Below are 19,242 nucleotides of genomic sequence, written 5' to 3'. Positions count from 1 at the left end.
GAACTCAGTGTGACCCTCGGTTGTCGTTCCGTACAAGCCGTCTCCGGACGAGCGCCGGGGATGCGGGTATGCCGGCCGGGGAGGGCGCTATGTGTGGTGGGAGCCGGTGAGGGTGGCGTAGATGACGACGTTCGCGGAGTAGGTCTGGGTGGACTTGTCGAAGGTGCCGCCGCAGGTGATGAGGCGGAGGTCGGGGCGGGGGGTGGAGCCGTAGACGCGGGTGGGGTCGAAGTGGGACTTCTGCTGGAGTTCGACGGCCTCGACGGCGAATTCGGCGGTCGTGCCGTCGGAGCGGGGGATGTCGATGAGGGCGCCGCGGGTGATCGCGCTGAGGCCGAAGAAGACCGCGGGGGAGGTCTCGGTGTCGACGTGGCCGACGACGATCGCCGCGCCCGCGGTGCCGGGGCGGGGGCCGTCGCTCCACCAGCCGGCGACGTCGGGGGTGGCGTACGGGGGCGGGTCGACGGCGCCGTCCTTCAGGCCGCGCGGGACGAGCGGGGCGTGGATGCCGACGGAGGGGATGTCGAGCCGGAGCGGCACCGCGTCGGGGAGGGGGACGTGCGCGGCGTACAGGTGCGGGGGCTGGTCGGTGCCGGCGGCTGCCGCGAGGTTGCCGCCGGGGCGCGGGGACGCGGGCGGGGAGGGGGCGTGGCCGTGGCCGAGGAGCCATGCGGCCAGCAGGATCAGGCCGATGACCGCCGCCGCCCAGGTCCGGCCGGCGCCGGGGCCGTCGTTCGGCTCCCCCGCCGCCCCCATGCCGGCCGTCGTGCCGAGGTCGGCCGTCGTGCCCGCCGCCGGTGTCGGCCCCGTCGCCCGTGCCCCCCGCGCCATGCCGCTCAGCGCCGGTCAGCCGCGGGAGGCGGCACGGCGACGGTAGACGACCAGGCCGGTCAGGCCCGCCGCGGCGACCGCGCCGGTGACCAGCAGCGGCCCGGTGCTCGCCCCGGCCGCCGCGGGCCCGGCGGCGAGCTGCGCAGCCCCGCCATGACCCGCGCCGGCGCCCTGCGCGGCCGGCTCACCCGCGGCGTGACCCGCCGCCGGCACCGACCGGCCCGAGACGAGCTTCGCCGCGCCCCCGCCGCCCGCCGGCACCGGGTTCACCGGCACGTACGGGGACTGGCCGCCCCCGCCACCGCCACCACCCCCGCCGGAGCCGCCGCCGCTCACCGTCACCGTCGCACTCGCCGAGCTCGCGGAGCCGTTGCACTCCACGGACACCGTGTACGACCCCTCGACCGCGTCGGACTTGATGAACGCCGTGCCGTCCCAGCCGTCGCCCGCCGGCGCCAGCGTCACCGCGTCGACGAAGACCTCCGCGCTGGCCTGCGCCTTGGAGCCGGACTTGCAGGAGGCCTTCAGATGGAGGTTCACCACCCCGCCGGGCGCGACCGTCGCGGGCGAGACATCCATCCCGGAGCCCGACGACGCACTCGACGACGCCGAAGAGGAGGACGACGACGAGGACGAGGAGGCCGACCCCCCTCCCCCCTCGTCCGCGAGCGCCTGCTTCGGCAGCCCGGTCACGCCACCGAGGACGACCACGCCGAGAGCGCCGGCAGCGGCGATGACGGGCAGTTTCAGACCAAACATGGGAACCTCCGCTCGGCCGGGGCGGGGACTCGCACCCGGTGTCTACGAAGATCCCGCCGGCCGCCGCCGGCCGCACGCTCGGTGACCCATCAGGGTGACATCACCATCACGCTGAGTGATCAGATCTCGGCGACCAGATCGGCGATCGACTCCACGACGTGCGACGGCTTGAACGGGTACCGCTCGATGTCGGGCACCGAGGTCAGCCCGGTGAGCACCAGATACGTCGTCATACCCGACTCCAGCCCGGCGAGCACGTCGGTGTCCATCCGGTCGCCGATCATCGCGCTGGTCTCGGAGTGCGCCCCGATCGCGTTGAGCCCGGCGCGCATCATCAGCGGATTGGGCTTGCCGACGAAGTACGGCTCCTGGCCGGTGGCCTTGGTGATGAGCGCGGCCACCGAACCGGTCGCGGGCAGGACGCCCTCGGGCGAGGGGCCGGTCTCGTCCGGGTTGGTGGCGATGAAGCGGGCGCCGCCGCGGATCAGCCGGATCGCCTTGGTGAGCGCCTCGAAGCTGTACGTACGGGTCTCGCCGAGCACGACGTAGTCGGCGTCCTGGTCGGTGAGGATGTAGCCGACGTCGTGCAGCGCGGTCGTCAGGCCGGCCTCGCCGATGACGTACGCGGTGCCGCCGGGCCGCTGGTCGTCGAGGAACTTCGCGGTGGCCAGCGCCGAGGTCCAGATGTTCGCCACCGGCACGTCCAGGCCCATCCGGGTCAGCCGGGCGTGCAGGTCGCGCGGGGTGTAGATGGAGTTGTTGGTCAGCACGAGGAAGGGCTTGCCGGAGTCCTTGAGCCCCTTGAGGAAGGCGTCGGCGCCGGGGATCGGGGTGCCCTCGTGGATGAGGACGCCGTCCATGTCGGTCAGCCACGAGTCGATGGGCTTGCGGGTCGACACCGATGGGTCTCCTCTTCGTCATGCCGGCCGCGCCGGTCCTGCCGGGTGCGGTCCTGCCGGGTCCTGTTCCCGCCGGGTGGGGTCCCGCCGGGTGCAGGCCGGTCGCGCGCCGCGGCCCGTCCCGCGGCGTGGTGCCCCAGCGTAACCGGGGCGAGGGTGCCCCCGCCCCGGCCGTCTCGGCTGCCGGTCACCGACCCGTACGGCTCAGGCGAGGGTCACTCCAGGGTCGCGCGGGAGAACAGCGGTGCCAGCGCCAGCAGCGCCGCGCCTTCCGCGACCGCCCGGGCGCCGGCGGCCGGCAGCCCCACCGGGACGCCGCCCACCGCGGCGGCGACCTCGTCGCGGAAGAGGCCGGGGGCGGCGAGGACGGTACGGCCGCCCAGCACGATCCGGTCGACGTCCAGCAGCGCGACGAGGTTCGCCGCGCCCACCCCGAGCAGCCGCGCGGCCCCGGCGGTGTCGCCGCGGGCGACCGCGGCCAGGCACAGCGCTTCGAGGCAGCCGCGCTTGCCGCACTTGCACCGCGGCCCGTCCAGCTGCACCACCTGGTGCCCGAACTCCCCCGCGCCGGCCGCGCCGCCGCGGTGGAGGCCGCCGCCGAGCACGAGGGCCGCGCCGAGGCCGGTGCCGAGGTGGAGGTACGCGAAGGAGTCCGCGCCGCCGCCGTACGCGGCCGGGCGCGGCTCGGCCAGGACGGCGAGGGCGGCGGCGTTGGTGTTCTTGTCGACCGCGACCGGGAGGCCGAGCCGCCCGGCCAGCTCCGTCCGCAGCGGGCAGCCCGACCAGTGCGGATAGCCGGTCACGCCGTGCAGGGTGCCGGTGCGGTGGTCCAGCGGCCCGCGGATGCCGACGCCGACGCCCAGCACCCGGGCGGGCGCGAGCCCCGCGGCGGTACGCAGCTCTTCCGCCATCGCGGCCAGGCCCTCCGGCACGGGCCGGCCCAGGTCCAGCGGCGCGGCGTGCTCGGCGACAGTGCGCCCGGCGAGGTCGGCCACGACCGCGGTCAGCCGCTCCCCGTCCAGCTGCGCCCCGACGGCGCAGCCGGCCCCGGCGGCGAGCCGCAGCTCGGTGCGCGGCTTGCCCCCGGTCGACGCGAGCCGCCCGGCCTCCTCGACCAGCCCCTCCGCCCGCAGCCGCCGGGTGATCTTGCTGACCGCCTGCGGTGTGAGCCCGGCCCGCTCGGCAAGCTCCGGCCGGCTGATCCCCCCGCTCCCCCGCCCCGCCGCCTGCCGCAGCAGCCCCAGCACCACGGCCCCGTTGTGGCTGCGCACCCCGGGCAGATTGACGCCGGGCCCGGCCGCGGCGGGCTCGGCGCGAACCCCCGCCCCGGACTCCGCGCCCCGCCCGCCCGCAGGACCGCGCCCGCCGGCTCCGGCGCCTCCCATGCCCGCAGGACCGCGCCCACCGGTCCCGGCACCTCCCGCGCCCGCAGGACCGCGCCCGCCGGCGCCCGCGTGGCCGGGCACGTCCCGCCCCGCGCCCGAAGGGCCGCGGTCGCCGGCCGCCGCAACCGCCTCGCCGCCCGGCGCCGTCGCGCCGCCCGCGGAGGGCAGGCCGGGGGTGGAGGCGCCAGGCGCCGGGTTCGCGTGCACGAGAGGCATTCTCTCGCGTGCTTGCACTTTGGCAACAGTGTTGCCAAAGTGAACCCCATGAGCGCTTCCGGTACCGCCGCACCCCTCCGTGTCGCCCTGGTCGGCTACGGCCCGGCCGGGTCCTTCTTCCACGCACCGCTGATCGCGACCACGCCCGGGCTGGTCCTCGACACCATCGTCACCGGCAACAAGGAGCGGCGCGCGCAGGCGCTGCGGGAGCATCCGGAGGTCGCCTTCGCCGCAACCGCGGACGAGCTGTGGCCGCGGGCCGGCGCGCTGGACCTGGTCGTGCTGGCCTCGCCGAACCGTACGCATGTGCCGCTCGCGACCGCCGCGCTGCGGGCCGGGCTGCCGGTCGTCGTCGACAAGCCGCTGGCCGCGACCGCCGCCGAGGCGCGCGAGCTCGCCGCGCTCGCCGAGCGCGCCGGGCTGCTGCTGACGGTGTTCCAGAACCGCCGCTGGGACAGCGACTTCCGCACCCTCAAGGCGCTGCTGGAGCGCCGCGAGCTGGGCGAGGTGCACCGCTTCGAGTCGCGCTTCGAGCGCTGGCGCCCACAGCCCAAGGGCGGCTGGCGCGAGTCCGGCGACCCCGCGGAGATCGGCGGGCTGCTCTACGACCTGGGCAGCCACCTGGTCGACCAGGCCCTCACCCTCTTCGGCCCGGCCAAGTCGGTCTACGCCGAGTCCGACGTACGCCGGCCCGGCGCCGCCGCGGACGACGACGACTTCATCGCCATCACCCACGCCGGAGGCGTCCGCTCCCACCTGTGGATGAGCGCGACCGCCGCCCGCCTCGGCCCCCGCTTCCGGGTGCTGGGCAGCACCGGCGGCTATGTCACCTACGGCCTGGACCCGCAGGAGGCGGCGCTGCGCGAGGGCCTGCGGCCCGGCGAGGGCACCGGGTGGGGCGCGGAGCCGGAGTCGGCGTGGGGCACGGCCGGCACCGACGAGACGGCCCGGCCCGTACCGTCGCTGCCCGGCGACTACCCGGCCTTCTACGCGGCGGTCGCCGCCGCCCTGCGCGAGGGCACCGCCCCGCCGGTCACGGCGTGGGAGGCGGCTGCGGCGATCCAGGTCATCGAGGCCGCCCGGGAGTCCGCCCGCACCGGCCTGGCGGTGGCGCTGTGACCGGCGCGGCGGAGGTCCGGCACCTCGTGGACCCGGCCGAACTCGCCGCGCAGGAGCGCGAACTGGTGCTGCCGGGCTTCAGCAACGACGACGCCTGGCGGCTGGGCTGCCTGCTCGTGGACCTCGCACGCGAGCAGGGCGCGGCCGTCGCGATCGACATCCGGCGCGGCGGCCACCGGCTCTTCCACCACGCCATGGCGGGCACGACCCCCGACAACGACGACTGGCTGGAGCGCAAGGCCCGCGTCGTCCGGCGCTTCGAGACGTCCTCCCTCGCCGTGGGCGAGCGCTTCCGCGCCAAGGGCACGACGTTCGAGGCGTCCTCGCACCTCGACCCGGCACTCTACGCGGCCCACGGCGGCGCCTTCCCGCTGCGGGTGCGCGACACCGGCGTCGTCGGCGTGGCAGCCGTCTCCGGCCTGCCCCAGGTCGAGGACCACGCCCTGGTCGTACGGGCCCTGAGGCGCTTCCTGGCCTGACGCGCTTCCTGGGCCGACGCACACGGCGGCCCGGGCCCGGGGGCGCGGGAGGTCAGGCGGGCTTGAGCTCCTGGCGCTGGCGGCCGAGTCCGTCGATCGTGAGCTCCACGACGTCGCCGGCCCGCAGGTACGGGCGCGGCTCGGGCTGGCCGAGGGCGACACCGGCGGGGGTGCCGGTGTTGATGACGTCACCGGGGTAGAGCGTCATGAAGTGGCTGAGGTAGCGCACCACTTCGGCGACCGGGAAGATCTGGTCGCCGGTCGTGCCGTCCTGCCGGAGCCGGCCGTTGACCCACAGCTTGAGCGACAGCGCCTGCGGGTCGGGCACCTCGTCGGCGGTGACAAGCCAGGGGCCGAGCGGGTTGAAGGTCTCGCAGTTCTTGCCCTTGTCCCACTGGCCGCCGCGCTCGGTCTGGAACTCGCGCTCGGACACGTCGTGCGCGACCGCGTAGCCGGCGACCGCCGCCATCGCCTCCTGCCGGCTCGCGGCGTACCGCAGCTCGCGGCCGATGACGACGGCGAGCTCGACCTCCCAGTCGGTCTTGGTGCTGCCGCGCGGCACGAGCACGGTGTCGTACGGGCCGACGACGGTGTCCGGCGCCTTCATGAAGACGACCGGCTCGGCGGGCGGCTGCGCGCCGGTCTCGATCGCGTGGTCGTGGTAGTTGAGGCCGATGCAGACGATCTTGCCGATCCGGGCGAGCGGCGGCCCGATCCGCAGGCCCGCGTCGAGCGCGGGCAGCCCGGCGGGGTCGGCGGCGGCGATCCGGGCGAGGGCGTCGGGGTCGGCGAGCAGCGAGCCGTCGATGTCGCGGGCGCCGCCGGCGCCCTCGGCGCCGCCGAGGAGGCCGCCGATGTCGCGGGCGACCCCGTCCGCGTCGAGCAGGGCGGGACGCTCGTGGCCGGCGGGTCCGACGCGCAGCAGCTTCACAGTGGTACTCCGTACGTAGGGCGATGAGATCCGTAGGGCGGTGACATCGGATGTCTGTCCGATCCTCCGATCGCGAAGCCGCCGGCGCAAGACCTGTTCAGGTGCTGGACGTCCGCAATTCCGCCCGCCCCGGCCGCTCCGGTCACCCCGTCCGCTCCGGCCGCCGCGGCAGACGTCGGAGCGCCGCCCCGCCCGGGCCCGCGTACGGTCATCCGGTCGCGATCCGCGAGAGCGTGTAGATCAGCAGCCCCACCAGCGACCCGACGACCGTGCCGTTGATCCGGATGAACTGCAGGTCCCGCCCCACGTGCGCCTCGATCTTGCGGGAGGTCTGCTCGGCGTCCCAGCCGGCGACCGTCTCGCTGATCAGCAGCGTGATCTGGTCGCGGTAGGTGGTGACGAGGTAGACCGCCGCGTCCTCCAGCCAGCTGTCGACCTTCGCCTGGAGGCGGGCGTCGGCCGACATCCGGCGGCCGAAGGTCAGCAGCGAGGCGCGGGTGCGCATCCGCAGCTGGCTGCGCTCGTCCTGCGCGGCGGCGACCATCATGCCGCGCACCGCGCTCCACACCGACGCGATGAGGTCCTGCACCTCGGGGCGGGCCAGCAGGTCGTTCTTCAGCCGCTCGACGCGCTCGCGGGTGTCGGGGTCGGACTGGAGCTCGCCGGCGAAGTCGCCGAGGAAGCGGTCGACGGCGCCGCGCGCCGGGTGCTCGGGCGAGTCGCGCATCTCGGTGACGAAGCGCAGCAGCTCCTTGTAGACCCGCTCGCCGACCTTGCGGTCCACGAACCGCGGCGTCCAGCCGGGCGCGCCGCCCTGCACGGCCTCCAGCACCGAGCCGGAGTGCTCCACGAGCCAGTCGTGGGCGCGGACGCACACCAGGTCCACCAGCCGGCGGTGGCCGCCGTCCGCGACGATCCGCTCCAGCAGCTTGCCCAGGCCCGGCGCGACCTCCTGGGCCTCCGCGCGCCGGGTGATCGCCTCGCTCACGACGGCCTGCACGTCGGAGTCGCGCAGCACGGTGAGCAGGCCGCGCAGCGCCGCCGCGGCCTGCTCGGTGACGCGGTCGGCGTGGGCGGGCTCGGCGATCCAGCCGCCGAGCCGGGAGCCGATGCCGACCGCCCGCAGCCGGGTCCGCACCACCTGCGCCGACAGGAAGTTCTCGCCCACGAAGTCGCCGAGGCTCGCGCCGAGGGCGTCCTTCTTGGTGGGGATGATCGCGGTGTGCGGGATGGGCAGGCCCAGCGGGTGGCGGAAGAGCGCGGTCACCGCGAACCAGTCCGCCATCGCGCCGACCATGCCGGCCTCCGCCGCCGCGGCCACATAGCCCGCCCAGGCCCCGGCGCCTTCCGCGTCCGCCCACTTGGCCAGGGCGTAGACGACGGTGGCGACCGCGAGGAAGCCCGTCGCGATCAGCTTCATCCGCCGCACCCCGCGCCGCCGCCCGGCGTCCGGGTCGGCCCCGGGGGCCGTACCGCCCGGGACCGGCGCCGGCGCCGGTCCCGCCGGTCCTGCCGGTCCGCCGCCCGTCGTGTCCACCTGCTTCGCCCGCATATCCACCTGCGTATTGTCGCCACCGCTGACATTTGTGGAACGAACGGCGGGTTCCCGGCGGCTGCGCGCGCCACACCCGCGGACGGGAGCGGCACCCCATGCCCGGCATCGACGACCTCACCGACGGCCTCGCCGCCGGCGCCCCCGCACCGGCCGCCGCCACCGGCCCGGCCGCGTACGCCGCGCACTTCGAGGCACCCGACGGCTATCTGGACTTCGCCCGCTACGGGCCGCCGTCGCGCGACGTGCTGGACGCGACGGCCGGGGCGCTCACCCGGTCGGCGCACGCCGACCACACCACCGTCAACGCGCTGATGCGCGCCGACCTGCGCGCCCGCGAGTCGGCCGCCCGGCTGGCCGGCACCGACGCCGAGCACACCGTGCTGATCCCCAACACCACCACCGGGCTCTTCCAGGCCGCCTTCGGGATCCTGGAGGGCGAGGTGCTGGTGCCCGAGGGCGACTTCCCGGCCAACCACTACCCGTGGCGGCGCACCGCCGCCGCCGGCCTCGCCCGGCCGCGCTGGCTGCCCGCGGGGCCGGCCGGCGCGACGACACCGGAGGCGGTACGCGAGGCGCTGACCGGCGACGTGGTGGCGGTGGCGGTCAGCGCGGTGGACTTCCGCACCGGCCACCGCGCCGACCTCGCCGCGCTCCGGGACGTCATCGGCCCCGACCGGCTGCTGGTGGTGGACGCCATCCAGGGCTTCGGTGTCGTCGAGATGCCCTGGCAGGCCGCCGACGTGGTCGTGGCGGGCGGCCAGAAGTGGCTGCGGGCCGGCTGGTCGACGGGCTTCGCGGCGCTGTCCGACCGGGCCCTGGAGCGGCTGGCCCCGACGCTGACCGGCTGGACGGGCGTCGAGGACGTCGCGCTCTTCGACAACGCCGAGCACCCGCCGCTGGCCGGCGCCGGCCGGCTGAGCCTGACCAACCTCAGCCCGGTGTCCGCCGCCGCCTTCGCCGCCGCCCTGGAGCTGGTGGAGGCCACCGGCGTCGCGGTGATCGAGGCCGCGGTCGCCGAGCGGGTCGGCGAGCTGATCGAGGCGGTACGGGCGCGGGGCGGCGAGCTGCTGTCGCCGGTGGAGCCGGCGCGGCGGGCCGGCATCGTCTCCTTCCGGCTGCCGGGCGTGCCGGCGGCGAAAGCGGCCGAGGCGCTGCACGCGCACGGCCTGACCCCGACCGTGCGCGCCGACTCGCTGCGGCTGTCCCCGCACGCCTCGACGCCGGCCTCCGTCGCCGGCCGGGTGGCGGAGGCGCTGGCGTCGGTTTCGGCTTCGGCCGGCTGAACCGGCGGGCGGGTCAGCCCAGTTCGAGGGACGTCGTCCCGTACGTCGCCTCCAGCCGGGCGTACGGGACCGGCCCGGTGTACATCCGGGTGCAGCGCCAGCCCGGCGTCAGGCCGCGGGACTGGGCCAGCCGGGTGGCGGCCTCGTGGTGGTCGGGGACGTCGACGCACACCTCGGCGCCGGGCGGCAGCTCGGCGGTGAGCGCGTCGAACAGGGCCGCGGCGCCCTCGGGGGTGTCGGCGAACAGCGGGCCGATGCGCATGCCCTGCCGGGCGGGCCGGATCACCCCGTAGCCGGTGACGTGCCCACTGGCGTCCAGCAGCACCCGGGCGACATGGCCCTCGGCGGTGAGCCAGCGGCTGAGGAAGGCGTGCCGCTCGGCGGGGAAGCAGCCGCTGTCGTAGGAGCTGATCGCGTCCAGGTGGTAGGGCGTCACCTCGTCGACCGTGCCCACGGCCGCCGGGACGGGCTCGGCGCCGTGCGGGCGGCCGGTGTGCCGGACGTTGTCGTACGCGGCGGTGAAGCCGGAGCGCTCGTAGTTCGGGCGCTGCTCGGGCACCCCGTCCAGGCCGATGACCCGGCCCTTGGCGTGCGGCAGCGCCGCCTCCCAGGTCGCCAGGCCCAGGCCCCTGCCGCGGTGGTCGGGGTGGACGAGGTAGTGGCCGAGGAAGGCGTAGTCGGGTGAGTAGGCCACCAGTGAGATCGCCGAGACGATCCGGCCGCCGAGCCGCCCGACCAGGAAGCCGGCCGGGTCGGTGGGGCGGAAGCAGGCCGCGTCGCCCAGGCCCGGGTTCCAGCCCTCGGCCGCGGCCCACTCCACGATCTCGTCCCAGTCGTCGGCCGTCGCCTCGGCGACGGTGAAGTCCTCCCGCACATGAACTCCCTTGGTTCGAGCTCGCTTCGAGCGTGGTTCGACGGCCCGGCCGGCACGGACGGTTCCGGGGATGTTACGCCGCCCCGTACATCCGGGCGATGACTTCTTCGATGGCCGGCTCGCGCACCGACAGGTCCACCAGCGGGTAGCGCGCGGCGAGCGCGGTCACCAGCGGGGCCGCGCTCTCACCCGCCGGGAAGGCCAGCCACTGCCGCGGCCCCTCGCTGCGCACCCAGCGCGCGCCGGGCACCTCGACGGCGGGCAGCTCGCGGGCGAAGTCCACCACGAGGGTGCGCTCGGACTCGCCGGCCGCGTGCAGCCCGTCCAGGCCCCCGTCGTACATCAGCCGCCCGTGGTCGATGACCATGACCCGGCTGCACAGCGTCTCGATGTCGGTCAGGTCGTGGGTGGTCAGCAGCACGGTGGTGCCGCGCTCGGCGTTGACGGTCGCGAGGAAGCCGCGGACCTTGGCCTTGCTGACCACGTCCAGGCCGATCGTCGGCTCGTCCAGGTACAGCACCTCCGGGTCGTGCAGCAGCGCCGCCGCGATGTCGCCGCGCATGCGCTGGCCGAGCGAGAGCTGCCGCACCGGCACCTCCAGCAGCGGCCCGAGGTCCAGCAGGTCCACGCAGGCGTCGAGGTTGCGGGTGTAGCGCCGCTGCTCGATGCGGTACATCCGGCGGACCAGCTCGTAGGAGTCGCGCAGCGGCAGGTCCCACCACAAGGTGGTGCGCTGCCCGAAGACCACGCCGATCCGGCGGGCCAGCCGCGCCCGGTCGCGCGACGGGTCGATGCCGGCCACCCGGACCCGGCCGCCGCTGGGGGTGAGGATGCCGGTGAGCATCTTGATGGTGGTGGACTTGCCCGCGCCGTTCGGGCCGATGTAGCCGACCATCTCGCCGGCCGGCACCGCGAAGGTGATGCCGTCGACCGCCCGGACCTCGTGCCGCTCGCGGCGCAGGCTGCCGGGGACCCGGCGGCGCACGTCGAAGACCTTCTGCACGCCCTCGACGGCGATCATGGGCTCCGCGCCGGCCGCCGCGGTCGCGGCGGGCCTGCCGCGGGTGGCGTGGGTGTCGCGGGTGTCATGGGTGTCGCGGGTGTCATGGGTGTCGCGGGTGTCATGGGTGTCGTACGTGTCGGGCACGCTCTCAGCTCCCGGTACTGCGGTAGGAACGGATGCCGGCCCGCCAGGCGAGCCCGGCCAGCAGGCAGCACGCCACGGCGACCGGCGCCCCGAGGAAGTCCGCCCACGGCGGCAGGTCCAGCGGGTACGGGCGGCCCAGCACATGCAGCACCGGCAGCCAGTTGACGAACGCCAGCGGGACGACGAAGGTCACCCCGCGCACCAGGTCGCGGGCGAACAGGCCCGGCGGGTACTGGAGCAGGGTGTTGCCGCCGTAGGTCACGGAGTTCTGGATCTCGGCGGCGTCCCCGGCCCAGAACTGGAAGGCGGCGCCGGCCACGAAGACGGCGCAGAAGATCGCCGCGCCGGACAGCACCGTCAGCGCCAGCAGCGCCGCCGCCGGCACCGTCCAGCGCACGTCCACCCGGCTCACCGCCCAGCCCAGCACCGCCAGGCCCTGGATGATCCGGCCGAACCTGCGCAGCGCGAACCGGTCGGCGGCGGCCTGCGCGAGCACCGGCGCCGGACGCAGCAGCAGCGTGTCGAACGTGCCGTCGCGCACCCGGCCGCCGAGGGTGTCCAGCGACCCGGCCAGCAGGTCGGCCAGGCCGAAGGACACGCTGGTGGTGCCGTACAGCAGCGCCACCTCGGGCAGCGAGAAGCCGCCGAGCGCGTCGATGTGGCTGAACATCAGCGTGATCGTCACGAAGTCCAGCGCGGTCGCCGCCAGATTGCCCAGCGTGGTGAGCACGAACGACGTGCGGTAGGCCATCGTGGAGCGCATCCACATCCGCACGACCAGCCCGTACGTGGCAAGGCCCCGCCACACCGTGCCCTGCCTCGCGGCCGGCGGCCCGGCAAGCGGCACCGCCCCGGTGCCTGCCTCAGCCACCCTGCACCACCACCCGGCGGGTCGCCACCGCCTGCAGCAGCCGCCCCGCGGCCAGCAGCGCCGCCGCCCAGCCGGCCTGCACCGCGAGCGCGGCGAGCGCGCCGGCGCCGTGCCGGCGGCCCAGCAGCACATCGGCGGGCACCTGGAGGATCGCCGCCCACGGCAGCGCCTGCGCCACCGCCGACAGCGTCCCGGGGAAGGCGTTGAGCGGCAGCAGCATGCCGGAGAAGAACAGCGCGACGATCCACACGATCTGCGCCACGCCCGCCCCGTCCAGCAGCCAGAAGGCGCTCAGGCCCACCAGGAAGCGGATCGCGAAGCTCACCGTCAGCCCCAGCCCGATCGCCACCGCGAACAGCAGCCACGCCACCGGGTCGGCCGGCAGCGCCAGGTCGAACACCAGCGACCCGGCCGCTATCGGCAGCACCCCGCGCCCGGCCAGCTGGAAGGCCGCCCGCCCGAAGTCCGACGCCAGCCACCACCCCTGGAGGTCGGCGGGCCGGTAGAGGTCCACGGCGATCGCGCCGGACCTGATCCGCTCCATCAGCTCGTTCTCGAAGCCGCCGCCCATCAGCGCGGTCGGCGCGAGCAGCGCCTGCCCGATCCACACATACGTCAGCGCCTGCGCCTCGGAGTATCCGCCGAGATGCGGGCGCTGGTCCCACAGCGCGATGTAGCTGTAGGAGATGATCAGCCCGAAGACCGTGTTGGTGAAGATTCCCGCGGCGGTCGCGATGCGATACGTCGCATAACGCCGGAAGCCGCGGATCGCGACGGCACCGTAGAAGCCGCCCATACCCACCGCCTCTCCCTGCCGTATTCCCTGCCGGAGCCGCACCGGATCCGGCCGTGATATGTGCCACACCCCGCACGGCACACAAGCGGCAGAGCCTAGTGCGCGGCCCGCCGCGTACTCCACCGGTTTTTCCCGCCGCTGTGCGGCCGGACGCCGTCGCGGCGGCGTCCGCGGCCTGTCACAGGGCTGTCACGGAAAGACCGCACGCGTCCGGACGCGGGGCGGATGCGCCAGTGTGGGAGGAGTGTGCGCCTGGGGGCGTACGTACGATTACGTGCAGGTCCGTGCCGATTAGGCCCAGGTTTTTCCGCCGCGGACCCAACCCCGGCGGCGGATGAGGAGTCCCTACTGATATGAGCGACGCGCACTACGGGGCCGCCGCGGGCGGCTCGGGCGGCCGGCCGCGGCGTTCGGGCTGGCGGCGGCTGCTGCCGACCTGGCGAGTGGTCACCGGCACGGTCCTGGCCGTGCTGGTGCTGCTGCTCGGCGGCTTCTTCCTCGGCTACACGCTGGTGTCCATCCCCGACCCGAACGCGGCGGCGGTGGCGCAGAACAACGTCTACTACTACGCCGACGGCAAGACCGAGCTGGCCCGCGACGGCGCGGTCAACCGGCAGAACGTGACGCTCGCCGAGGTCGCCAAGACCGCGCAATATGCCGTGCTCTCCGCGGAGGACCGCAATTTCTACCACGAGTCCGCGGTCAGCCCCAAGGCGATGGCGCGGGCGGCGTGGAATACGGCGACCGGCAAGGGCAAGCAGTCCGGTTCGACGATCACCCAGCAGTATGTGAAGAACTACTACCTGACGCAGAACCAGACCGCGTCGCGAAAGGTCAAGGAATTCTTCATCGCGATCAAACTCGATCGCAACGAGTCCAAGGACCAGATCCTCGAGGGCTATCTCAACACCAGCTACTACGGGCGCAACGCGTACGGCATCCAGGCCGCCGCACAGGCGTATTTCCACAAGAACGCCGCCGACCTGACGACCGCGGAAGGCGCGTATATCGCCACGCTGCTCAACGCCCCGAGCGAGTACGACCTGGCCGCGCACCCCGAGAACGCGCCCGCCGCCAAGGCCCGCTGGAACTACGTCCTGGACGGCATGGTCAAGGAGGGCTGGCTCACCGCCTCCGAGCGGAAGGCGACCGTCTTCCCCACCATCGGCAAGCCCGTCCCGCTGGCCAGCAAGGCCGGGCAGCGCGGCTACATCATCGAGGCCGTCGACGACTACCTCGACTCCCACCACATCGTCTCCTCCGACGACCTGCGCCGCGGCGGCTACCGCATCGTCACCAGCATCCAGAAGGGCAAGGAGGACGCCTTCGTCGCCGCCGCCCAGTCCCAGGTCTACGACAAGCTCGGCACGAAGAAGGCCGACAAGTACGTCCGGGCCGGCGGCGCGTCCATCGACCCGGCGACCGGCGAGGTCGTGGCGATCTACGGCGGCGTCGACTACACCAAGCAGTACGTGAGCAGCGCCACGAACGCCACCTACCACCCCGGCTCCACCTTCAAGCCGGTCATACTCGCCGCCGCGCTCCAGCACGACGCGCAGACGCAAGGCGGCGACCCGATCACCCCGACCACGATCTACGACGGCCGCAACAAGCGCCCCGTCGTCGGCCCCGACGGGCCGGTCGGCTACGCGCCGGAGAACGAGGACAAGGTCTCCTACGGGCACATCAACGTGACGCGGGCGATGGACAAGTCGGTGAACTCCGTCTTCGCCCAGATGGCCCAGGACGTGGGCACCCAGAAGGTCGTCGAGACCGCGCGGGACCTCGGCATGCCCGAGGACGTGAAGATCCCCACGACCCCGGCGATGGCGCTCGGCTCGTTCGGCGCGAGCCCGCTGGACATGGCGCAGGTGTACGCCACGCTCGCCAACCACGGCAAGGAGGTCCCGTACACCCTGGTGCGCGAGGTGAGCAAGGACGGCGACGACGTGGCGCTGCCCAAGCGGGAGGCGGAGCAGAACGTGCCGCGGGAGGCCGCCGACACCGTCACGCAGGTGCTGCGCAGCGTCGTCGAGAGCCCCGGCGCGACCGCCGTCGTCGCCCAGGACTCCGGGTGGCCGTCGGCCGCGAAGACCGGCACCGCGGACGAGGACAAGGCGGCGTGGTTCGCCGGCTACACCCCGAAGCTCGCCACCGTGGTCGCGCTGTTCGGCATGAACCCCGACAACGGCAAGCAGGAGCCGCTCTACCAGGCGATGAACACCGCGCGGATCAACGGCGGCGGGCCGCCCGGCAACATGTGGGCCGCCTACACGGCCAAGGCGCTGGCCGGCACGCCGCCGACCGACTTCGACCTCGACACGGACGGGCCGGTGCCGACGCTGCCGCCCGTCACGGACGAGCCGTCCGCCGGCGACACGGCGACGTCGCAGCCCCCGACGAGCGAGCCCCCGCACAGCTCCGCCCCGCCGTCCACCGGCACCTCGACGACCCCGCCGGGCGAACCGACCGGCCCGGCCTCCCAGCCCCCCACGTCCGAGCCCACGACCCGCCCGACCTTCGACCCGCTCGGCGGCCTGTCCGGCGGCCTGAACGGCGGGGACTCCGCGGGGAGCGGCGCCGGGGGCGGCGGTGGCGGCTCCGGCGGCGACGCGGGCGGCGCGCAGCCGGGCGAGGGCGGCACGACGGGCGGCTAGCGGAGCTGCGGGTCCGCTACGGGAGCCGGGTCACAGATACAGGCCCAGGGAGTCGTCCGTGCCCTTCAGCCGCTCCGAGGCCACCGCGTGCAGGTCGCGCTCGCGCATCAGCACGTACGCCACGCCCCGCACCTCGACCTCGGCGCGGTCCTCCGGGTCGTAGAGCACCCGGTCGCCGACCTCCACCGTCCGGACGTTCTGCCCCACCGCGACGATCTCCGCCCACGCCAGCCGGCGCCCCACGGCGGCGGTCGCCGGGATCAGGATGCCGCCGCCGCTGCGCCGCTCGCCCTCGCCCGTCTCGTGCCGCACCAGGACCCGGTCGTGCAGCATCCGGATGGGCAGCTTGTCGTGCTCACTGTTCTTGGGACTCACGCCCACGAACGTTACCGGCGGCGCCGCCACGACGAGAGACCGCCCACCGCCGCGACCAGCGCGACCCCGGCCACCACGGCCGGCACCACCCGCTCCAGCCGCAGTGAGCCGTCCTCCCCGACGAAGGGCGCGGCCACCCGGCTGACCGCGCCGTTCACCGCGGTGTACGCCTTCCCGGCCGTACGGTCCACCGCCGAGACCGCCTTGGCCTTCGCGTCCCGCGCGATCGTCGACGGGTGCACGCGGACGGCCAGCTCGTCCAGCGTGTCCGCGAGATCCTGCCGCCTGCGGGCGATCTCCGCCTCGATCTGAGCGGGCGTCCTGACGTCGTCCGACACCGCGTCTCCTCCATCGGCTGATTAGGTACCGTTCGGACAGTCTGTCAGTTCGACGCGGCGCGCGCCTCGTCGGCACCCCCGTTCGACTGAGGAGCTTGCACCATGGCCGACCGCCTGACCCCCGGCGACCCCGCCCCCGACTTCACCCTCCAGGACGCCGACGGCACCCCCGTCTCCCTGGCCGACCGCCGGGGCCGCAAGGTCATCGTCTACTTCTACCCCGCCGCGATGACCCCCGGCTGCACGAAGGAGGCCTGCGACTTCACCGACAACCTCGACCAGCTGGCCGGCGCCGGCTACGACGTGCTGGGCATCTCCCCCGACACGCCGGAGAAGCTGGCGAAGTTCCGCACGAAGGAGTCCCTGCGCGTCACCCTGCTGTCCGACCCCGACCGCGCGACCCTCACGGCGTACGGCGCGTACGGCGAGAAGATGAACTACGGCAAGAAGATCATGGGCGTCATCCGCTCCACCTTCGTCGTCGACGAGTCCGGCCGCATCGCCCACGCCTTCTACAACGTCCGCGCCACCGGCCACGTCGCCAAACTCCTCCGCGACCTCAACGTCTGACCCCGTGACCCGGGCCGCCCCGCCTCGTTACCCCTTGCGACGGGGGAACGCGTGAGCGAAGGAGGGGGTATGGCGGCCAGGTACACCAGGGAGCTGCTGGAGGAAGCGGTCCGGCTGGCGGAGCACCTCGACGACGCCGTCCGCCACTGTGGGGGCGTTCCGACGCCCGGCAGCCGGCGCTATCTGCGCGGGAAGCTGGCCGAGGCGGGAATCGACACCTCGCACCTGACCACCCGCCGGGTCCGGCACACCGAGAGCCGGCTGCGCGAGGCCGTCGCCGCGGCGTCGAGCCTCAAGGGCGTCGTCCGCCTGCTGGGTGTCAGCCAGGTGGGCGGCAACCAGGCGCACATCGCCCGGCGGATAGCCGCGTACGGGATCGACACCGGCCACTTCACCCGGGCGCCCGCGCGGCGCCGGGGGCCCACGGGTCCCGCGCTGCTGCGGCTGCGCACGCCCGACGAGGGGCGCACTCCGGGGCGGCGGCTGCGGCGCGCGCTGCTGGCCGGCGGGGTGGCCGAGCGGTGCGGCATGTGCGGCACGGGGCCGCAGTGGAACGGCCGTCCCCTCACGCTGGAGGTCGACCACGTCGACGGCCGGTGGTGGGACGACCGCCCGGGCAACCTGCGGCTGCTGTGCCCCAACTGCCATGCCGTCACCGACACCTACCGCGGCCGTAAAAGGCCGTCATGAGCCGGCCGGCCTACACCCGCGAGCTGCTGGAGCGCACCGCCGCGCAGTCGACGAGCCTGGCCGACATGCTCCGCCGCCTCGACGCCCTGCCCGGCAGCCGCCCGCCGGGTGGCCGGCGCCCGCGGGGCTACCTGCGGCGCCGGCTGACGCACTACGGCATCGACACCAGCCACTTCACCGGCACCCGCCGGTATTGCCCCGGGCTCATCCCGCGCGCGGAGTGCGAGGCAGCGGTGGCCGGCGCGGTGAGCCTCGGCGGTGCGCTGCGGCGCCTGGGCATCCCCGACAGCGGCGCGGCGCGGGCCCGGCTGAGGCGCAGCCTGGAGGCCCACGGGATCGGCACCGGGCACTTCACCGGCCGGGCGTACGCGCGCGGCAGCGTGTCGCCGCGGCGGCTGACTCCGGAGCAGATCCTGCGCCGCGGCGAGGGCGCGGCACGGCGTACGAAGACCGCGCTGCTGCGCCGGGCGCTGGACGAGCTGGGGGTGCCGCGGGCCTGCGCCGCCTGCGGGGTCGGGGAGGTGTGGCAGGGCAGGCGGCTGGTGCTGGAGGTCGACCACGTCAACGGCGACCGGGCGGACAACACGCGGGAGAACCTGCGGTATTTGTGCCCGTCGTGCCACAGCCAGACCCTCTCGTACGCCAGCAGGTCGCGCCGTGGGAGGCCCGCGGGCGACCCAGTAGAGTAGCGCTGCACGGGCCCGTACCCCAGCTGGCCAGAGGGCGCCGGTTTAGGTCCGGTGTGTCGTGGGTTCGAGTCCCACCGGGCCCACCGTCGAACGATCCGATCGCCGTCCCCGTCCGCGGGGGCGGCGATCGGTGTTTCCCGCGGCTAGCGCAGCAGTTCCGCCACCATCGGGGCCAGGGCGCGGAAGGCCCTGCCGCGGTGGCTGATGGCGTTCTTCTCGGTGGGGGTGAGCTCGGCGCAGGTGCGGGTTTCGCCGTCGGGTTGGAGGACGGGGTCGTAGCCGAAGCCGCCGGTGCCGGTGGGGGTGAAGCGGAGGGTGCCGGGCAGCCGGCCCTCGGCGACGCGGGTGGTGCCGTCGGGGAGGGCGAGGGCGGCGGCGCAGGCGAAGTGGGCCGCGCGGTGGGGGGTGTCGATGTCGGAGAGCTGGGCGAGGAGCAGGTCGAGGTTGGCGGTGTCGTCGCCGTGCCGGCCGGCCCAGCGGGCGGAGAAGATGCCGGGGGCGCCGCCGAGGACGTCGACGCACAGGCCCGAGTCGTCGGCGACGGCGGGCAGGCCGGTGCCTTCGGCGAGGGCGCGCGCTTTGAGCAGGGCGTTCTCGGCGAAGGTGACGCCGGTCTCCTTGACGTCGGGGATGTGCGGGAAGGCGTCGGCGCCGACGAGGTCGACGTCGAGCCCGGTGTCGGCGAGGATCGCCCGCAGTTCGGTGACCTTGTGGGCGTTGCGGGTGGCGAGGACGAGGCGGCGGCTCATACCCCGATTATCCCGGCCCGGGTCACCCT

At 74.7% G+C, this 19,242-nt stretch carries 20 protein-coding genes and 1 tRNA gene; 8 read left to right on the top strand and 13 right to left on the bottom strand.

What is annotated here, in order from left to right:
- Positions 1-87: 87 nt before the first annotated feature.
- From HCN08_RS00580 to HCN08_RS00565, 4 genes are all read right to left on the bottom strand, one after another.
- The gene (locus tag HCN08_RS00580) at positions 88-831 is read right to left on the bottom strand and encodes a class F sortase (RefSeq protein ID WP_240969653.1); all 744 of its coding nucleotides are present in this window, start codon (positions 829-831) and stop codon (positions 88-90) included.
- 15 nt (positions 832-846) lie between these two features.
- Entirely contained in the window at positions 847-1,590 is a 744-nt protein-coding gene (locus HCN08_RS00575) for a hypothetical protein (protein ID WP_167980799.1), read from the bottom strand.
- A gap of 119 nt (positions 1,591-1,709) precedes the next feature.
- Entirely contained in the window at positions 1,710-2,489 is a 780-nt protein-coding gene (locus HCN08_RS00570) for an HAD-IIA family hydrolase (protein WP_167980798.1), read from the bottom strand.
- A gap of 215 nt (positions 2,490-2,704) precedes the next feature.
- Positions 2,705-3,874, bottom strand: coding sequence for an ROK family transcriptional regulator (locus HCN08_RS00565; protein WP_167980797.1), 1,170 nt, complete (start codon positions 3,872-3,874; stop codon positions 2,705-2,707).
- Between the two features lie 264 nt (positions 3,875-4,138).
- Here HCN08_RS00565 and HCN08_RS34950 point away from each other — a divergent pair, with 264 nt between their 5' ends.
- On the top strand, positions 4,139-5,209 hold the full coding sequence (locus tag HCN08_RS34950; RefSeq protein ID WP_167980796.1) for a Gfo/Idh/MocA family oxidoreductase: 1,071 nt from the start codon (positions 4,139-4,141) through the stop codon (positions 5,207-5,209).
- Complete coding sequence (locus HCN08_RS34945; RefSeq protein WP_322974154.1) at positions 5,206-5,688, top strand: heme-degrading domain-containing protein; 483 nt, start codon at positions 5,206-5,208, stop codon at positions 5,686-5,688. Before HCN08_RS34950 ends, HCN08_RS34945 begins: the two co-directional genes overlap by 4 nt.
- A gap of 52 nt (positions 5,689-5,740) precedes the next feature.
- Here HCN08_RS34945 and HCN08_RS00550 read toward each other — a convergent pair whose 3' ends face one another.
- Together HCN08_RS00550 and HCN08_RS00545 are read right to left on the bottom strand one after the other, a co-directional pair.
- Positions 5,741-6,619 carry a fumarylacetoacetate hydrolase family protein gene (locus HCN08_RS00550; protein WP_167980795.1) on the bottom strand — a complete coding sequence of 293 codons (879 nt, stop codon included), beginning with the start codon at positions 6,617-6,619 and terminating at the stop codon, positions 5,741-5,743.
- Between the two features lie 208 nt (positions 6,620-6,827).
- Positions 6,828-8,171: a DUF445 domain-containing protein gene (locus HCN08_RS00545; protein WP_167981205.1), complete on the bottom strand. Its 1,344-nt coding sequence runs from the start codon at positions 8,169-8,171 to the stop codon at positions 6,828-6,830.
- 98 nt (positions 8,172-8,269) lie between these two features.
- Here HCN08_RS00545 and HCN08_RS00540 point away from each other — a divergent pair, with 98 nt between their 5' ends.
- Positions 8,270-9,457, top strand: a complete 1,188-nt coding sequence (locus HCN08_RS00540) for an aminotransferase class V-fold PLP-dependent enzyme (RefSeq protein ID WP_167980794.1) — start codon at positions 8,270-8,272, stop codon at positions 9,455-9,457.
- A gap of 13 nt (positions 9,458-9,470) precedes the next feature.
- Here the strand turns inward: HCN08_RS00540 and HCN08_RS00535 are convergent, their stop codons facing one another.
- The 4 genes from HCN08_RS00535 to HCN08_RS34940 form a co-directional block, all read right to left on the bottom strand.
- Positions 9,471-10,331 carry a GNAT family N-acetyltransferase gene (locus HCN08_RS00535; RefSeq protein ID WP_167980793.1) on the bottom strand — a complete coding sequence of 287 codons (861 nt, stop codon included), beginning with the start codon at positions 10,329-10,331 and terminating at the stop codon, positions 9,471-9,473.
- Positions 10,332-10,404: 73 nt separating this feature from the next.
- Positions 10,405-11,352, bottom strand: a complete 948-nt coding sequence (locus HCN08_RS00530; protein ID WP_167981204.1) for an ABC transporter ATP-binding protein — start codon at positions 11,350-11,352, stop codon at positions 10,405-10,407.
- A gap of 130 nt (positions 11,353-11,482) precedes the next feature.
- Entirely contained in the window at positions 11,483-12,349 is an 867-nt protein-coding gene (locus HCN08_RS00525; protein WP_407648623.1) for an ABC transporter permease, read from the bottom strand.
- The gene (locus HCN08_RS34940) at positions 12,342-13,145 is read right to left on the bottom strand and encodes an ABC transporter permease (RefSeq protein ID WP_240969652.1); all 804 of its coding nucleotides are present in this window, start codon (positions 13,143-13,145) and stop codon (positions 12,342-12,344) included. Before HCN08_RS34940 ends, HCN08_RS00525 begins: the two co-directional genes overlap by 8 nt.
- A gap of 353 nt (positions 13,146-13,498) precedes the next feature.
- Here HCN08_RS34940 and HCN08_RS00520 point away from each other — a divergent pair, with 353 nt between their 5' ends.
- Positions 13,499-15,802 carry a transglycosylase domain-containing protein gene (locus HCN08_RS00520; protein WP_167980791.1) on the top strand — a complete coding sequence of 768 codons (2,304 nt, stop codon included), beginning with the start codon at positions 13,499-13,501 and terminating at the stop codon, positions 15,800-15,802.
- A 30-nt stretch (positions 15,803-15,832) separates the two neighbouring features.
- On the opposite strand, the gene HCN08_RS00515 is transcribed toward HCN08_RS00520, so the two are convergent.
- Together HCN08_RS00515 and HCN08_RS00510 are read right to left on the bottom strand one after the other, a co-directional pair.
- A complete protein-coding gene (locus tag HCN08_RS00515; RefSeq protein ID WP_206318210.1) occupies positions 15,833-16,135 on the bottom strand; it encodes a GroES family chaperonin in 303 nt (100 codons plus the stop codon).
- A gap of 53 nt (positions 16,136-16,188) precedes the next feature.
- Positions 16,189-16,515 carry a DUF3618 domain-containing protein gene (locus HCN08_RS00510; protein WP_167980789.1) on the bottom strand — a complete coding sequence of 109 codons (327 nt, stop codon included), beginning with the start codon at positions 16,513-16,515 and terminating at the stop codon, positions 16,189-16,191.
- 102 nt (positions 16,516-16,617) lie between these two features.
- Here HCN08_RS00510 and bcp point away from each other — a divergent pair, with 102 nt between their 5' ends.
- From bcp to HCN08_RS00490, 4 genes are all read left to right on the top strand, one after another.
- On the top strand, positions 16,618-17,085 hold the full coding sequence (gene bcp, locus HCN08_RS00505; protein ID WP_167980788.1) for a thioredoxin-dependent thiol peroxidase: 468 nt from the start codon (positions 16,618-16,620) through the stop codon (positions 17,083-17,085).
- Positions 17,086-17,154: 69 nt separating this feature from the next.
- Complete coding sequence (locus HCN08_RS00500; RefSeq protein WP_167980787.1) at positions 17,155-17,775, top strand: HNH endonuclease signature motif containing protein; 621 nt, start codon at positions 17,155-17,157, stop codon at positions 17,773-17,775.
- Positions 17,772-18,464 carry an HNH endonuclease signature motif containing protein gene (locus HCN08_RS00495; protein WP_167980786.1) on the top strand — a complete coding sequence of 231 codons (693 nt, stop codon included), beginning with the start codon at positions 17,772-17,774 and terminating at the stop codon, positions 18,462-18,464. The genes HCN08_RS00500 and HCN08_RS00495 overlap by 4 nt, the downstream gene beginning before the upstream one ends.
- 8 nt (positions 18,465-18,472) lie before the next feature.
- Positions 18,473-18,547: transfer RNA gene (locus tag HCN08_RS00490), tRNA-Leu, on the top strand.
- A gap of 60 nt (positions 18,548-18,607) precedes the next feature.
- Here the strand turns inward: HCN08_RS00490 and rdgB are convergent.
- Positions 18,608-19,213 carry an RdgB/HAM1 family non-canonical purine NTP pyrophosphatase gene (gene rdgB, locus HCN08_RS00485; RefSeq protein WP_167980785.1) on the bottom strand — a complete coding sequence of 202 codons (606 nt, stop codon included), beginning with the start codon at positions 19,211-19,213 and terminating at the stop codon, positions 18,608-18,610.
- Between the last annotated feature and the right edge of the window lie 29 nt (positions 19,214-19,242).

Source organism: Actinacidiphila epipremni (assembly GCF_012034175.1).
GTDB lineage: Bacteria > Actinomycetota > Actinomycetes > Streptomycetales > Streptomycetaceae > Actinacidiphila > Actinacidiphila epipremni.
Note: the sequence above shows the minus strand (reverse complement) of the source record. Positions and strands in the feature narration are given on the sequence as shown.

What these genes read in the sequence shown, in the direction of transcription:
- HCN08_RS00545 (WP_167981205.1), bottom strand. Translation starts at nt 8,171, where the DNA reads ATGCGGGCGAAGCAGGTGGACACGACGGGCGGCGGACCGGCAGGACCG.
- rdgB (WP_167980785.1), bottom strand. Translation starts at nt 19,213, where the DNA reads ATGAGCCGCCGCCTCGTCCTCGCCACCCGCAACGCCCACAAGGTCACC.
- HCN08_RS00540 (WP_167980794.1), top strand. Translation starts at nt 8,270, where the DNA reads ATGCCCGGCATCGACGACCTCACCGACGGCCTCGCCGCCGGCGCCCCC.
- HCN08_RS00565 (WP_167980797.1), bottom strand. Translation starts at nt 3,874, where the DNA reads ATGGGAGGCGCCGGAGCCGGCGGGCGCGGTCCTGCGGGCGGGCGGGGC.
- HCN08_RS00530 (WP_167981204.1), bottom strand. Translation starts at nt 11,352, where the DNA reads ATGATCGCCGTCGAGGGCGTGCAGAAGGTCTTCGACGTGCGCCGCCGG.
- HCN08_RS00515 (WP_206318210.1), bottom strand. Translation starts at nt 16,135, where the DNA reads ATGCTGCACGACCGGGTCCTGGTGCGGCACGAGACGGGCGAGGGCGAG.
- HCN08_RS34950 (WP_167980796.1), top strand. Translation starts at nt 4,139, where the DNA reads ATGAGCGCTTCCGGTACCGCCGCACCCCTCCGTGTCGCCCTGGTCGGC.
- HCN08_RS34940 (WP_240969652.1), bottom strand. Translation starts at nt 13,145, where the DNA reads ATGGGCGGCTTCTACGGTGCCGTCGCGATCCGCGGCTTCCGGCGTTAT.
- HCN08_RS00495 (WP_167980786.1), top strand. Translation starts at nt 17,772, where the DNA reads ATGAGCCGGCCGGCCTACACCCGCGAGCTGCTGGAGCGCACCGCCGCG.
- HCN08_RS00500 (WP_167980787.1), top strand. Translation starts at nt 17,155, where the DNA reads ATGGCGGCCAGGTACACCAGGGAGCTGCTGGAGGAAGCGGTCCGGCTG.
- HCN08_RS00580 (WP_240969653.1), bottom strand. Translation starts at nt 831, where the DNA reads ATGGCGCGGGGGGCACGGGCGACGGGGCCGACACCGGCGGCGGGCACG.
- bcp (WP_167980788.1), top strand. Translation starts at nt 16,618, where the DNA reads ATGGCCGACCGCCTGACCCCCGGCGACCCCGCCCCCGACTTCACCCTC.
- HCN08_RS00520 (WP_167980791.1), top strand. Translation starts at nt 13,499, where the DNA reads ATGAGCGACGCGCACTACGGGGCCGCCGCGGGCGGCTCGGGCGGCCGG.
- HCN08_RS00575 (WP_167980799.1), bottom strand. Translation starts at nt 1,590, where the DNA reads ATGTTTGGTCTGAAACTGCCCGTCATCGCCGCTGCCGGCGCTCTCGGC.